This is a genomic window from Sphingomonas taxi (genome assembly GCF_000764535.1).
GTDB lineage: Bacteria > Pseudomonadota > Alphaproteobacteria > Sphingomonadales > Sphingomonadaceae > Sphingomonas > Sphingomonas taxi.
On record NZ_CP009571.1, the window covers coordinates 884,121 to 898,817 of the forward strand.

The 14,697-nt window shown below is 70.1% G+C and carries 14 protein-coding genes and 1 tRNA gene; all 15 read right to left on the reverse strand.

Annotation, left to right across the window (positions count from 1 at the left end; genetic code table 11):
• Positions 1-66: 66 nt before the first annotated feature.
• Positions 67-807: a heme ABC transporter permease CcmC gene (gene ccmC / locus MC45_RS03920; RefSeq protein WP_245640833.1), complete on the reverse strand. Its 741-nt coding sequence runs from the start codon at positions 805-807 to the stop codon at positions 67-69.
• A gap of 605 nt (positions 808-1,412) precedes the next feature.
• A complete protein-coding gene (locus MC45_RS03925) occupies positions 1,413-2,465 on the reverse strand; it encodes a Glu/Leu/Phe/Val dehydrogenase family protein (RefSeq protein WP_038659774.1) in 1,053 nt (350 codons plus the stop codon).
• Between the two features lie 114 nt (positions 2,466-2,579).
• Positions 2,580-2,656 (reverse strand) — tRNA-His (locus MC45_RS03930).
• A gap of 49 nt (positions 2,657-2,705) precedes the next feature.
• Positions 2,706-3,419, reverse strand: a complete 714-nt coding sequence (gene gspN / locus MC45_RS03935; RefSeq protein WP_038659776.1) for a type II secretion system protein N — start codon at positions 3,417-3,419, stop codon at positions 2,706-2,708.
• The gene (gspM, locus tag MC45_RS03940; RefSeq protein ID WP_038659778.1) at positions 3,416-3,886 is read right to left on the reverse strand and encodes a type II secretion system protein GspM; all 471 of its coding nucleotides are present in this window, start codon (positions 3,884-3,886) and stop codon (positions 3,416-3,418) included. Before gspM ends, gspN begins: the two co-directional genes overlap by 4 nt.
• Positions 3,883-4,959: a type II secretion system protein GspL gene (gspL, locus tag MC45_RS03945; protein WP_038659781.1), complete on the reverse strand. Its 1,077-nt coding sequence runs from the start codon at positions 4,957-4,959 to the stop codon at positions 3,883-3,885. Before gspL ends, gspM begins: the two co-directional genes overlap by 4 nt.
• Positions 4,956-5,936, reverse strand: a complete 981-nt coding sequence (gspK, locus tag MC45_RS03950) for a type II secretion system minor pseudopilin GspK (protein ID WP_038659784.1) — start codon at positions 5,934-5,936, stop codon at positions 4,956-4,958. Before gspK ends, gspL begins: the two co-directional genes overlap by 4 nt.
• Positions 5,929-6,582 carry a type II secretion system minor pseudopilin GspJ gene (gspJ, locus tag MC45_RS03955; protein WP_081974321.1) on the reverse strand — a complete coding sequence of 218 codons (654 nt, stop codon included), beginning with the start codon at positions 6,580-6,582 and terminating at the stop codon, positions 5,929-5,931. Before gspJ ends, gspK begins: the two co-directional genes overlap by 8 nt.
• Positions 6,583-6,587: 5 nt before the next feature.
• A complete protein-coding gene (gspI, locus tag MC45_RS03960) occupies positions 6,588-6,953 on the reverse strand; it encodes a type II secretion system minor pseudopilin GspI (RefSeq protein WP_038659787.1) in 366 nt (121 codons plus the stop codon).
• On the reverse strand, positions 6,953-7,402 hold the full coding sequence (locus tag MC45_RS03965; protein ID WP_038659790.1) for a GspH/FimT family pseudopilin: 450 nt from the start codon (positions 7,400-7,402) through the stop codon (positions 6,953-6,955). The genes gspI and MC45_RS03965 overlap by 1 nt, the downstream gene beginning before the upstream one ends.
• A gap of 2 nt (positions 7,403-7,404) precedes the next feature.
• Entirely contained in the window at positions 7,405-7,878 is a 474-nt protein-coding gene (gspG, locus tag MC45_RS03970) for a type II secretion system major pseudopilin GspG (RefSeq protein ID WP_081974322.1), read from the reverse strand.
• 8 nt (positions 7,879-7,886) lie between these two features.
• Entirely contained in the window at positions 7,887-9,110 is a 1,224-nt protein-coding gene (gene gspF, locus MC45_RS03975) for a type II secretion system inner membrane protein GspF (protein ID WP_038659793.1), read from the reverse strand.
• 263 nt (positions 9,111-9,373) lie between these two features.
• Entirely contained in the window at positions 9,374-10,957 is a 1,584-nt protein-coding gene (locus MC45_RS03980) for a GspE/PulE family protein (protein ID WP_081974323.1), read from the reverse strand.
• Between the two features lie 631 nt (positions 10,958-11,588).
• Positions 11,589-13,826: a type II secretion system secretin GspD gene (gene gspD, locus MC45_RS03995; protein WP_425423994.1), complete on the reverse strand. Its 2,238-nt coding sequence runs from the start codon at positions 13,824-13,826 to the stop codon at positions 11,589-11,591.
• Positions 13,826-14,668, reverse strand: a complete 843-nt coding sequence (locus MC45_RS04000) for a type II secretion system protein N (RefSeq protein ID WP_038659802.1) — start codon at positions 14,666-14,668, stop codon at positions 13,826-13,828. The genes gspD and MC45_RS04000 overlap by 1 nt, the downstream gene beginning before the upstream one ends.
• Positions 14,669-14,697 lie beyond the last annotated feature (29 nt).

Below are 14,697 nucleotides of genomic sequence, written 5' to 3' on the forward strand. Positions count from 1 at the left end.
CCAGCGTGAGGGCGGCGGCGGCGCCGAGCGCGACCGCATAGGCCGCGAAGACGAACGGCCAGGCGTTCACGGCCGGGCCATCCGCCGCAGCCGCGCCTCGGCCTTGAGCCGCGCGAGCGTGGCGCGCATCCGCATCAGCACGATCGCCGCGAACAGCAAGGTGAAGCCCGCCATGGTGAAGCCCAAAGGCCAGAGGATGCTGCCGGCGATGCTCGACCGGGTGAGGCCGATCGACGGCCCCTGATGGAGCGTGTTCCACCACACCACCGAATAGCGGATGATTGGCAGCAGCACGGTGCCGGCGATGCCGTAGAGCGCCGGGATACGGCCGTCGCCGCCGCGCTCGGCATCAGCGCGGGCGAGCGCCATATAGCCGCAATAGACGAAGAACAGCAGCAACATCGAGGTCAACCGGCCGTCCCATTGCCACCACGTCCCCCAGGTCGGCCGGCCCCAGATCGAGCCGGTGACGAGGCAGACCGCGGCGAAGACCGCGCCGGGCATGGCGATCGCACGCGCGGCGACATCGGCGAGCGGATGACGCCAGACGAGGAAGGCGATGCTGCTGATCGCCAGCCCGCTCCAGCCGCCCATGCCGAGCCAGGCGGAAGGGACGTGGATGTAGAGGATGCGGACGCTTTCGCCTTGCAGATAGTCGGGCGGCGTCTGCGTCAGTCCGGCCCAGCAGCCGATCGCCAGCAGCACGATTCCCGCCCACAGCAGCACCGGCGTCGCCGGACGCGCGAGGGCGACGAAACGCGCAGGATTGGCAAGGGCATGGAGGGTCGGCACGGCTGTGCGAGCCATAGGAAACTTTGCGGGCGGCGTCACCCGTTGTCGTCGGGTGTTGGACGACATGGACAACATGGACACCTTAACGGAAACGATCGAGCCTGATCGTTTCCGAAATTGCACCGATCGTCACGATGAGAAAGAGCGTGATGTCGGTGATAGCGATGTGGCGGGGTGTAGGACAGAGGCGGGGCGATGGCGGCGTGACGTATCGCAGCATGGCGCGTGCGAAAACGCCCCCTCCATCACTCGCCTACAGCGAGCGGTCCCCCTCCCCCGCTAAAGCAAGGGAGGACTTGATCTCATTCCTCCCCCGCCGTGGCAGGGCAATCGCATATGGACGCTCGTAGGCGTCTGTCGTCTTCCAAGCCCACCCCGTCACCCCGGACTTGTTCCGGGGTCCACCCTGCGGCGAGGGGAGAGGCTTGATTCGACACCGCTCCCTTGTGGCCCGGTGGACCCCGGAACGAGTCCGGGGTGACGAATCTCATGAGGAAAGCGATCGATCCTCATCCCTGCAGCCATATGCAATTGCCCTTCACGCCAGGGGGAAGTGGCGCGGCGAAGCCGTGACGGAAGGGGGGGGATACGCGCCAACGCGCCTTTGCCCCCCCCTCACCTCACCCCCGCCCGATCAGCCGTTGGGCAATCGTGTCCGCCACTTCAGCGGCGGGACGACCGGTGCGCTCGCTTTCGTCCCAGACCTCGTCGAGGCGGGCGGGGATCTTGGCGATGCGTGCCATCACCTCGGCCTCGTCGCCCTGACCGAGATATTCGAGGCCGACGTTGATGATGCCGCCGGCGTTGATGACGTAGTCGGGCGCGTAGAGGATGCCGCGATCGTGGAGGCGATCGTAATCCTCGCGCGTCGCAAGCTGGTTGTTGGCGCCGCCGGCAACGACCTTGGCAACCAGCGTGGGGATCGTCGCCTCGGTGAGGATCGCACCCAAAGCATTGGGGCTGAAGATGTCCGCCTCGACGCCGAGGATCGCGCCGGCTGCCACCGTCTCGGCGCCCAGTTCGGCGGCGAGCGCCTTGGCGCGCTGGGCATCGACATCGGCGAGCGTCAGGCGCGCGCCGTCCTTCGCGAGCAATTTGGCAAGCCCGCCGCCGACCGAGCCGACGCCCTGGATCGCGACGTGGACGCCCTTCATGTCGTCGGTGCCGAGGCCGCGCTTCGCGGCTGCCTTGACGCCAAGATAGACGCCATGCGCGGTGTACGGGCCGGGGTCGCCGCCCGCTGCGCCGCTCGCCACCGGCAGGCCGCTGACGAACTTCGTCTCGCCGGCGATGACCTTCATCCGCGCCTCGGACATGCCGACGTCTTCGGCGGTCACGTACTTGCCGCCGAGCGATTCGACCGCGCGGCCGAACGCCTTGAGCCGGTCTTCACTGATGACCGCACCGGGTGCATCGGCGAGGATGACGCCCTTGCCGCCGCCGAGCGCGAGGCCGGCCATGGCGTTCTTGAAGCTCATGCCGCGCGACAGGCGCAGCGCGTCGGTGACCGCCTGGTCGCCCGACGCATAATGCCAGAAGCGCGCGCCGCCGGCCGCCGGCCCGAGATGGGTGGAGTGGACCGCGATAATGGCGCGAAGACCGGACTCCCGATCGGTGAAGGCGTGGACGCCCTCATGCGAATCGAAATCGGGAAGATCCCACACCGAGGTCATAGCTCACTCCGCTGCCAGAAAATTGCCCCGCCAGAAAATTGCGGAAGGCCGTAATATTATTTCTCGACGCGCTTGGCTAGTCAGGATTTGACCAGATGCCGACAGGGCGGAGAATGGGGCGACCGACGGGACTTGAACCCGCAACTTCCGGCATCACAAGCCGACGCTCTAACCAATTGAACTACGGTCGCCGCGAACGCATGCGCCCCTAGCGGGGGCGAACGCCCCGCGTCAAGGCCGTCAGAAGCTTCCTTCGACGGAAAGTCGATATCCCCCCTGCCCGCCGACGAATCCGGCGGCGGCGAGACGCTGTGCCGCAGCGGGGTCGCCGGGGGCGATGCGCAGCGCCGCGGTGTAGCGGCCGGCGCCGGTGATGCGCAGCTCGATACTCTCGGTGCCGGCCTGGCTGGCGAGCGGCAGCAGCAGCGCGCCGGCGTCGCAGCGCGCGACGCCCGACACTTCGGTCGGCAGCGGCACGCCCGCCGCCTCGCCGATCAGCCGGGCGCGGACGCGACCCTCCGCCTTGTCGCAGACGGTATCGGTGAAATGGACGGTGACGCCTTCCAGCGACAATTGGTTGACCGGCAAGGGCGCGAAGGCGCCGCCGGTGGGGAGCGTCGCCGTCATGTCGTCGATGCCCTGGCCGTGACGGCTGAGCGTGATCGCACCGTGGATCAGACCGGGGGCGCCGTCGACGGCGACGCGGGCGCGACCGAGCAGCAGGGCGAAGGGCGAGAGGCTGGCGTCGAGCGAACCGAGTGCGAGATCGCCGAACCGCGCCTCGTTGAGCCGGCCGTCCCAGACGCTGCCGGTGACGGTGCGCGCGGAAAAGCCCTGTTCGCCGAGCCCGACCGCGCCGAGCACCAGCCGCAGCGGCAGGAAGACGAGCAGCGCGAGCAGCAGCAGCGCGCCGAACAGCGCGACCGGGCCGGTGCGGAGCCGGATGCGCCTCATGCCGCGCGCGCCCGGACGACGAGGTCGGCGGCGACGCTGCCGTCCTGATTGTCGCGCCACACCGCCGATTCGACGAGGATGCCGTTCGCCTCGAGCCCGCCGAGCCAGCGGCCGAGCGCGGCGGGCTTGGCCGCCTGGATCGTGGCATGGACGCGGCCGCCGCCGGTGTCGTCGACGGTGGCGAGCGCGAGGCCGGCGGCGTCGGCGCGCAACCGCAGCGTGTCGGCGAGCGAGCCGTTGAGCGGCACGCGCCGGCCGGCGGAACGGAGCAGGTCGACCTCGTCCTGCGTCGCGGCGAAGCGGACGACCGCATCGGCATAGCGTTCGCGGGCCCCCGACAGGCCGTCGCGGACGGGCAGGATGATCCCGCCCCAGATGATCGTCACGATGAGCAAAGCGAGCATGACGAGGATCATCCGCCGTTCGCGCAAAGATCGTCCCGCGAACCAGTTGCGCAAGGACCTCATCGCCGGCTCACCGTCATCTCGCCCGTCACCCTTCCATTGGCGGACTGGAACGTCCCCGCCTCGACGGTGAAGCCGGCCGCCTCGAGCGTCCGCTTGAGATCGGTCGGCAGCGATTCGCGCGCCGCGCCGACGCCGATACGGACGCTGCCGTTCGACTGGAAATCGAGCGATGTCAGCTCGGTACCGGGCGTCGCTCGCACCGCGTCGTAGATCGCCGCGACCGTCGTGGTGAAACCGAGGCCGGGGCCGCGCACCGCCGACAGGCGTTCGGCGAGTTGGCGGTCGACGTCGGTCACCGTTTCGCCGCGGGCGAGGCCCGTGCGGCCGAGCGCCTCGGCGCGGCTTTCCAGCGCATCGGCGCCGAAGCTGTATTTGGCGATCCGGACGAGATCGATGGCGAGCGTCACCAGCAGGATGGCGGCGCCGAGCACCGCCAGCCGGCGGACCAGCGCCCAGTCGATGCCGATGCGGCGACGACGGCGGGCGAAGGCCCCCTGACGCAGGTCGAGCACCGGCGCGGCGAGCGCAGCGGCGAGCGCGGCATCGATCCCGTCCCGGTCCAGCGTGTGTTGCGGCGTGTCACCGATGACCAGATCGGCGAGCGGCGCCTCGTCGGCGAAGCCGGTGGTGCGGCTGCGTACCAGCGCCGCGCCGGCGATCGTCGCGCGGACATAGCCTTCCTCGGGACGCGGCAGCAGCAGCGGTGCGGGCAGGATCGCCAGCGGGTCGATGCCATGCGCGGTGAGGTCGGTGAGCCATTGCGCCATCTGCGCGAGCGCGACGACGGCGATCGGGCGTTCGCCCTCGCCTTCGTCGCCGACCGCGACGTGGAGTTCGGTGAGCGGGGTGGCGCTCGCCTCGGCGACGAGCAAGCGCGCGGCGGCGACCGCCTGCGCGGGCGAACGGACGGGCAGTTCGGCCCAGTGCAACGCGACCGATTCGGCAGGCGCGATCGCGATGACGGGATCGTCGCTTGCCGGCGGCACGCCGTCGCTTTCGCGGATCGCGCCATCGGCAAGTCGGAGCCAGCGATAGCCGCGGTCGCCGGACGGGAGGAACAGGAGCGTCGTCATGATTCGTCGCCCCATTGCCGCGCAACGAGCCGCGCGGGAAGCCGGCTTGCGTCGATCAGCGCCCTTTCCTGCAATTGCACGCCGCCGGTGCTGACGTCGATCGCGAGCGCGAACCAGGTCGAGGTGACGGCGAGGCCGCCGCTGCCGCTGTCGGGCGTGGCACCGTTGCCGGCGAGGTTGAGGAAGGTGCTGGCGTCCTTGAACCCTTGCGGCGGGCGGCGGAGCAGCATGCCGCGGATCGCATCGGCCGACAGATTGCCGGGGAAGAGCATTGCGATCAGCGGCGCCTGTTCGGGGGTGAGCGTGTTGATGTTGATCGCCGCCGGCTTGGCATCGGGCAAGGTGCAGATCCACGGGCGAAGCTGCGCGTAGATGTCGGGCGTGACGCCGTCGACCGCGCGCAGCTCGCTGGGGTCGGCCATCAGCGTGCCGGCGGTGCGATACGGGGTGGCGCGGGCGAGATAGACCGGGTCCTCGGCGCCATTGCCCTGCTGATCCTGATCGCTGTCGATCCAGTCGGCGGTGGCGGCGGCAATCCGTTCGGCGGACTGCACGGGGACGTTGAGCGATCGCATGAGCCGGACGAACTGGATGCGCTGCGCGATCGCCTGTGTCGAAGTGTAGACACCGGGGCCGAGCTTCGTGACGAGGCCGTTGAGGTTGAAGCAATTGCCGCCGTCGCGCACCCGCGCCACCGCGAGGCCGCCGCCGGGCAGCGGCAGGCCGAACGGGCGGTTGCTCCAGCCGCCGGCCAGCGTGACGCGGTCGCGGCTGGTGCCGAGCATGTCGGTGACCTTGGTGGTGGCGAGCGCCTCGGCGGCGCGGGCATAGCCGCGCGCCTGTTCGCCCGCGAGCGCGTTGCCGGCGAGCCGCGTCGTCAACCGCAGCCGTTCGAGCGCGGTGCCGGCGAGCACGGCGATCATCGCGACGAGCAGCAGTACGGTGAGCAGCGCGGCGCCGCGCTCGCGGTCAGCCACCCGACGTCGCCGTCGGATTGGGGGTCGGCGATGCACCCGGGAGCGGGCTCGCGCTGCTGCCCGCGCCGACGAGCAGCATCAGGCGGAAGGCGGTGCCGTCGGTGCGGCGGACGGTGATCTCGGCTGCCTGCGGCAGCGCGGCGCCCTGCGTGCCGTCCCAGCGGTCGCTCCACGCGCCCCTGTAGCGATAGCGGGCGGCGACGCCGGCGACCTTGTCGAGCAGCGTCACCGCAGGCAGCGGCACGGCGCCATCGAGCATCGGATAGGCGACGCGTAACAGCATATTGCCGTCGAGCTGATAGGCGACCTTCTGCGCGCTGGCGCGCGGCGCGGCGTCGACATTGGCCCAGCCGGTGCGGACGAAGCGGATGCGGCCGTCGCTTTCGCCGGTGAAGGCGGGGAGCATGGTGCCGCCCTCGTCGCGTGCGGGCCGGTCGATCGCCTGGCCGAGGTCGCCGGCGAGCAGCGACGCAGTGCGGTTGAGCGCTGCGATATCGTCGAAGCGCTTGCCGGTGGCGGTCTGCGCGCGGACGCTGAAGGTGAGGATCGCGACGCCGGCGGCAGCGATCAGGCCGAAGATCATCAGCGCGATCATGACCTCTACGAGGGTGAAGCCGGCTTGCGCGGTCGGGCGGGACGGCGGCATGGCGATCACGACGGCTGGTCCGGCGGGCGGATGGCGGTGGTGCGGCCGACGATCTGGCCGGCGCGGTTGGTCACCGCGACGTCGATGCGGACGATCGCGGCATTGCCGGTGCCGCGCACCTGCCGCACCCAGGTCCACGTCCGGCCGCCATTGACCTCGCTGCCCGTCGTGCGGCCGGCGACGGGCGGCTGCGCCTCGGTGACCGCATCGTTGGCGACGTTGCGCGCGACGAGGCCGGCGACGAGGCTCTCGTCGAGCGTGCGGGCGCCGCGGATCGTTGCGGTCTCGAGCCGCAGCAGCGCGAGCACCGCGAGGCTGAACACCGCGAGCGCGACCATGATCTCGATGAGCGTGAAGCCGCGCGTCCGCATCAGCTCGCCACCCGGACCGAGCCGTCGGCGGCCATGTCGATCACCGCGCGCGCGCCGCTGCGGGTCAGCGTGATCTGCGCGGGGCGGTCGGCGAGGCCGGTGGGATCGAAGACGATGCGCAAGCGGCCGCTCGCCTCGCCGGTGGCGGCGACGGTGCCCTCGGTCCAGCGTTCGACGCGCAGCGGCTTCTCCGCCATCGCCACCCACTGGCCGGCGCCGCGCCGGTCGAAGCCGTAGCCGCCGGCGGTGACCCAGATGCTGACCGGCCGGGCGTCGACGATCGCGGCATCGTGCGCGGCGCGGGCGCGCAGGGCGAAGCGCGCGGCCTCGTCCGCCACCCGGCCGCGCGGATCGGGCATGTTCCACACCGCCACGGCCGCCGCGAGGCCGATGATGGTCACCACCACCATCAGCTCCACCAGCGTAAAACCGTTGCGGCGCGGGGCCATGGTTATTGCCAGCTGGTGATGTCGGCGTTGACGCCCTCGCCGCCGTCCTTGCCGTCGGCGCCGAGGCTCCAGACGTCGGCCTCGCCGTGCTGGCCGGGCGAGGCGTAGAGATAGGGGCGGCCCCAGGGATCGGGCGGCAGCTTCTTGATATAGCCGCCGCGCTGATATTCGGCGGCGTTGACGCCCGCGGGGGCGGTGACCAGCGCCTGCAGACCCTGCGACGTGGTCGGGTAGCTGTTCATCTGGAGCCGGTACATTTCCAGCGCGCCCTCGATCGTGCTAATGTCCGATTTGGCCTTGGTGATCTTGCCCTTGTCGCCGGCGGGCAGGACGTTGAACGTCACGATCGCGGCGAGCAGGCCGATGATGACGATGACGACCATCAGCTCGACGAGCGTGAAGCCGTGTTCGGCGGAACGCCTCACGGGCGTAAAGCCCTCTTCGCGGCGGTGCGGCTTCTTCTTGGGTGTACGCATGACTTGCCTCATTGTCCTGCCAGCGTGTTGAGCTGGAGGATGGGGAGCAGGATGGATAGCACGATCGTCGCGACGACGCCGCCCATCACGACGATGATCGCGGGTTCGAGCAGCGACAAGGCGGTGGCGGTGAAGCGGTCGAACTCGCGTTCGAGATAGTCGGCGGCGCGTTCCAGCATCTCGTCGAGCCGCCCCGCCGCCTCGCCCGACGCCGCCAGATAGGTGAGCAAAGGCGGGAAGACGTTGGCGCGGCGCATCGCCGCCGACAGGCTGCCGCCGCCGCGGATGGCGTCGACGATCTCGTCGGAGGCGGCGCGCAGGCGGCGGTTGTGGATCGTCGAGGCGGTGAGCGCGAGCCCTTCGAGCAGCGGCAGGCGGCTGGCGATCATCGTGCTCAAGGTGCGCGACATGCGCGCGGCGTGGAGGTCGCGGAACAGCCGGCCGAGCAGCGGCAGGCGCAGCAAAGCGGTGTCGAAGGCGAGGCGCAATGCGGGGTCGCGCAGCGCGTACCAGCTGCCTAACGCCACTAACGCCACGCATAGAGCGATCAGCCACCAATAGCCGACGAGGAAGTCGGACAGGCCGATGACGATCCGGGTGAGCAGCGGCAATTGCTGTCCAACCGTATCGAATTGCTCGACAACTTGCGGGACGACGAACATCATCAGCGCGGTGACGACACCCATCGCCACGACCGCGAGGATGGTCGGATAGGCGAGCGCGGTAATGAGCTTGGCGCGGATTTCCGCCTGGCGTTCGAGCAGCGCGGCGAGCCGGTCGAGGATCGTCGGCAGGCTGCCCGAGCTTTCGCCCGCCGAGACCATCGCGCGATAGAGCGGCGGGAAGCTCTTGCCCTCGCGCGCCATCGAATCGGCGAGGCGGCGCCCCTCGACGACGCCGGCGTGGACGTGGGCGACGATGGTGCGGACGCTGTCCTGTTCGGTCTGGCGGGTGATCGTGCGGAGCGATTCCTCGAGCGGCGAGACGCGGTTGAGCGTCGCGAGCTGGCGGGTGAAGAGGGTGAGCTGCTTGACGCTCATCTTCCTCGACCCGAATTTGATGCCGAACAGCGGGCGGCTGGTCGCCGCGGGCGGCGCGCCGGGGTCGAGGCGGACGACGTACAGCTTGCGGCGGTCGAGCTGCGCGCGCGCGGCGTCGAGCGACGGTGCGGCGACGTGGCCGCGCTGCTCCTGCCCGCGGGTGTCGATGGCGAGATAGTCGAAGTCAGCCATGCCATTTACGCCCGCGAGGAGAGAGCGATGGCTTATGGCGCGTGTTTGCGCGGGACATGTCCTCAATTCCATCGTCACCCCGGACTTGTTCCGGGGTCCACCGGGCCGCAGGGGTGCGGCAGGCTCCTCCAGCCGTTCTCCTCGCCGCGGGGTGGACCCCGGAACAAGTCCGGGGTGACGGAATATTGTGGACGAAGCGATCGAGCCTCATGGGCGCCGCCATAGCCAATGGCGATGCCCTGCCGGGAACGATGGTCGCGCAGTTACGCATCGTCCACCACCACGAGATCGGTCGCATCCCTGCGTGACACGCGCACCGCCTCTTCCGGCGTCGTCAGGCCGCGCCGGACCAGTGCCTCGGCCGCCTGGGCGAGGCTCGGCGTGCGGGCGAAGGCGTGGGCGGCGATCGCGGTCTCGTCGGTGCCGTCGTTGATCATGCGGCGGATCGTGTCGTCCACCCGCACCGCCTCGAACACGCCGATCCGGCCCTTGAAGCCGGTGTGGTTGCATTCGGGGCAGCCGACCGATTCGTAGACGGTCGCGTCGGGCTCGATGCCGAGCAGGCCGGCGACGCCATGCGATCCGGGCACCGCATGGCGGCAGACCGGGCAGAGCCGGCGCACCAGCCGCTGCGCGATCACCGCGCGCAAGGTCGAGGCGAGCAGGAACGGCTCGACCTTCATGTCGCGCATGCGGGTGATCGCGCCGATCGCGTCGTTGGTATGGACGGTCGAGAGCACGAGATGGCCGGTCAGCGACGCCTGCACCGCGATTTCGGCGGTCTCGCGGTCGCGGATTTCGCCGACCATGACGACGTCGGGGTCCTGGCGCAGGATCGCGCGCAGGCCGGCGGCGAAGGTCAGCCCGACCTTGGGATTGACCTGCGTCTGGCCGACGCCCTCGACGGCATATTCGACCGGGTCCTCGACGGTGAGGATGTTGCGGCTGCCGTCGTTGAGCAGGCGCAGCGCGCCGTAGAGCGTCGTCGTCTTGCCCGAACCGGTCGGCCCGGTGACGAGGATGATGCCATTGGGTTCGGCGAGCGCGCCGCGCAGCAGCGCGTACATCGCCGGATCGAGGCCCAGCGCCTCGAGATCGATGCCGGCATTGTCCTTGTCGAGGATACGCAGCACGACGCGCTCGCCGGCGCGGCTCGGCAAGGTCGAGACGCGGACGTCGAGCAGCTTGCCGCCGAGGGTGAGGCCCATGCGGCCGTCCTGCGGCACGCGCCGCTCGGCGATGTCGAGCCGGGCCATGACCTTGATGCGGCTGACGACGACGGGGGCGACGTGCGGCGGCATGCGCAGCGTCTCGCGCAGCACGCCGTCGATGCGCATGCGGACGATCAGGCCGGTCTCATAGGGCTCGATATGGATGTCGGAGACGCCGTTGCGCGCGGCGTCGGCGATGATGCCGTTGATCAGGCGGATCGCTGGCGCATCGTCGGCGGTGTCGAGCAGGTCCTCGGCGGTCGGCAGCCCCTCGGCGAGGCTGTCCAGCTCGTCGCCCATGCCGACCGCGGCGAGCGCATTGGCCTGACCGTCCATCGCATAATTGTCGGAGAGCAGGCGGTCGAACTGCGGCGCCTCGACGATCGATACATCGAACGGGCGGGCGAGATAGCGGCGGATCTCGATCAGCGCCTTGGGGTTAGCGCCGGCGCGCAGCGCGACGGTGAGATGCGTGTCGGTGTCGGTATGGGTGACGACGACGCCGTGCTTGCGGGCGAAGGCGTAGGGGATGGCGAGCATCGGGAGCGGCTCGGCCGCGGCGGGGGGCTCGGGCAGGACGAGGGTCTCGGGGGCGGTGTCGGGCGCGTCGAGGGCGTCGCCGGTGCGGATGATCATTGCTGGTGCCTAACCGGGTTCGTCATTCCCGTGGTGGAGTCGATGTCCCTGACGGCCGCCTCCCCCCCTTCGTCATCCCCGCGCAGGCGGGGATCCAGACGCGCGGGTGTCGCGATGGCGCCGCAAGGTCCGCGGGTATGGATCCCCGCCTGCGCGGGGATGACGGTGTTGGGGGTGAGAGGTGCGCCCTCTTCCTTCGTCATCCCGGCTGAGGCCGGGACCCATGGGTGCGGGTCGTTGATGGCGCGCGCCGACGCCGGTTGCGCCGCGTCCATGGGTCCCGGCTTTCGCCGGGATGACGATGGGGGGAGCGTCCTCCCCGATAGTCCCGTGGCGGTGGGGAGAATCGCGACGGGCGCCTCCCCCTTCTCGTCATCCCCGCGGAGGCGGGGATCCAGACGCGCAGGTGTTGCGATGGCGCCGTAAGGTCCGCGCGTATGGATCCCCGCCTGCGCGGGGATGACAGAGTTGGGGGTGAGGCGGGCGCCCTCCCCGTTCGTCATCCCGGCGGAGGCCGGGAGCCATGGGTGCGGGACGTTGATAGCGCGTGCCGACGCCGACCGCGCCGTGTCCATGGGTCCCGGCTTTCGCCGGGATGACGATGGGGGGGTATGCGCGGCGGGCGTGTTGCTCATCGGTCCCTCGGGCGGATGACCTTCGTCGTATTGTGCTGGATCGGCACCGCGATGCGCGGGTCCTCGATGTTGCCGGGGATCGGTGCCGAGGGGATCGGCGGTGCGGCGCCGAGATAGTCGCGGACCAGCTGGTCGATCGACGGCTCCTCATTGGGCGATTGCAGCCCCTGTTGCAGGCGGATGTAGCCGTAGCGCTGCTCGGCGACCCGGCGGCTGTCGGCGGCGCTGCGCAGGATCGTCGGGCGGATGAAGATCATGAGGTTGGTCTTGTTGCGCGACTTGGCCTTCGACTTGAACAGGTTGCCGAGCACCGGGATGTCGCCGAGCAGCGGGATCTTCTCGATCGTGCGGCGCTCCTCGTCGCTGAGCAGGCCGCCCATCACCGCGATCTGGCCCTCGTCGACGGTCAGCGTCGTCTCGATCTCACGCTTGTTGAGGATGAGGTCGCTGTTGTCGCTCGACACCGGGCCGGCGATCGAGCTGACCTCGAGGCGCAGGTTGAGCTTGACCGTGCCGGACGAATTGACTTGCGGCCGCGCGGTCAGCTCGATGCCGACATTCTCGCGCTGCGTGGTGCGGAAGGTGTTGTCGAAATTGTTCGACAGCGCCTGGCCGGTGGTGATCGGAATTTCCTGGCCGACGAGGCTGTGCGCTTCCTGATTGTCGACCGTCACCAGATGCGGGACCTGCAACAGGTTCGACGTCGTATCGCTCTTCACCGCGTTGATGATCGCGCCGAACAGGACGTCGCCGATCTTGCCGCCGAAGCCGCCGAAACCGCCGGTCGAGCTGAGGATCGAATTGAGCGCCGACTGGGTGAGCGTATCGGACGCGGTATTGTTGGTCACGGTGGTGACAACGCCGTTCGCGACCGTCGTCGTGGTGTTGTTCGACAGTTCGCGCGCGCCGATCGCGCCGGCGATCTGGAGGATGTTGGGCGCGCTGTTCGAGAAGGTCGAGGCCGCGAAGGCGCCGCCCGACGGGTTCGCGAGGACGAATTGCGCGCCGAGCTTGTTGACCGTCGAATCGGAGACTTCGGCGACGATCCCCTCGATCAGCACCTGTTCGCGGCGGGTGTCGAGCTGGCGGACGACGTCGGCCAATTGCCGCTGGATATCGGCGGGCGCGGCGATGACGATCGCGTTCGCGCCCTGGAACCGGGTGACGACCGCGGCGGTACGCCCGCCCTGGGTGGTGATCGCAGGCTGGTTGGGGCCGTTGGCGCTGCCGCCGCCGCTCGGCTGCTGGACCGGTGCCTGCGTCACCTGACGCTGCTGGCTCTGGCCGCCGCTGCCGCCGGTGCTGCTGCCGAAGCCGGTCTGGGTGCGCGAAAGCTGCGTCTCCTGCACCGCATCGGGGGTCTGGCCGACGAGCTGCTGGAGCACGGGGAGCAATTGCGCGGCGTCGGCATTCTCAAGGAAGACGACGCGGATCTCGGTGCCGTTCTTCGCTTTCTGGTCGAGGTCCTGCGCGACCTGGACGAGGCGCGCGACGCTGTTGGCGTCGCCGCGGATGATGACCGAATTGCTGCTGTCGACCGCGGTGACGCTGGTGCCGACGCCGCCCTGCGCACCGCCGCCGCCCTGCCCGCCGGGCGCGCCGGTGGCGAGGCCCTGCAGGGCGGCGGCGATCTCCTTCGCGCTGGCGTTCTTGAGCGCGACGACGCGGGTCGAGGCATTGTCGGCATCGACGCGGCGCAGCACCTCGCGGATACGGCGGATGTTGTCGCCGAAATCGACGACGACGAGGCTGTTCGAGCCGCGATTGGCGCTGACCGACCCTTGCGCGCTGACCAGCGGGCGCACCGTCTCGATCGCCTGCGTCGCGTCGATCGAGCGGAGGCGGACGATCTCGGTGACGAAGCTGTTGCGGTTGGCGCCGGCCGACCCGATGCGGCTCGGCTGCGAGGCGGCATTGTCGATCGGCTGGATGCGGAAGGCACCGTTGCCGGTCGGCACCGCGACGAGGCCGTTGGCGCGCAGCGTCGACAGGAAGGTCTCGAAATATTCGGAGCGGCTGAGCGGCCGGTCGGTGACCACCGTCACCTTGCCGTTGACGCGCGCGTCGATGATGAAGGTGCGGCCCGTCACCTTGGCGGCGTCGGCGATGAAGGCGCGGATGTCGGCGTCGCGGACGTTGAGCGTGGTCTGGGCCAGCGCCGTCGTCGGCAGCGCGAGCGCGGCGGTGGACAGCAGCAGGGCGGAGGCGAGCGTCTTCATGGGAACCGTCTTCATCAATTGGGCGCGATCGTGATGGCGAGCGCAAGCGTCTGCGACCCACGTTCGACGGTGATGGGGATGTTGCCGCCGCCGGCGAAATCGGCGGTGACGCGGTCGAGGTCCTGCGGGCCGCTGACCGGCCGGCCGCCGATCGCGGTGACGACGTCGCCGTCGCGCAGGCCGGCGTTGCGGAACAGCGCGCCCGACCCCTGCGAGCGGACGACGAGCCCGGAGATGCGGCCCGAATCGATGCGCGGGATGAAGCCGATCTCGTTGCGGATCTGATTGGCGCGGATCGCCGCGGGGGCGCCGGTGCCGGGCGACGGCGGCGCGGGCGGCGTGCCGGGGGCGCCGAGCGCGGCGGGCTGGGCGCCGGCGGGCGCGTCGGACTGGACGAGGAACAGATCCTCGGCGGTGCCGCCGCGATCGATGGTGATATGGTCGAAGGCGACCGCCTTCAATCGGACGCCGGGCTGGATCTCCTCGCCGACCGCGACGCTCTTCTGGACGTTGTCGGGACCGGCGAGGATCGCCGAGCCGCGGCCCGACGCCTCGTCGACGCGGATGCCGAACAGCGTCAGCTGGAGCGAGGTGACGGTCGCCGGCCCCTGTTGCGGCCCGCCGAGCCGGAAGAAGGGATCGAACCCGGCGAGCACGTCATAGGGGCGGCCGGGCACGGTGACCGCCGCCGGGCGCCAGTCGCCGAGCGGCGACACCGGCGTGACGAGCGTCCACACCAGTCGCGCGCTCTGCGTCGCCAGTCCTGCGATCAGGATCAGCTCGGCCAGCGAATAGACGTTCACGACGGGCAAGCGGCGCAAAAGGCGCCGCGTGCGCGCGTCGAGTTTCAAGCGCATGAAGTCATCCCGTCCCGCAGCGTCCGCCT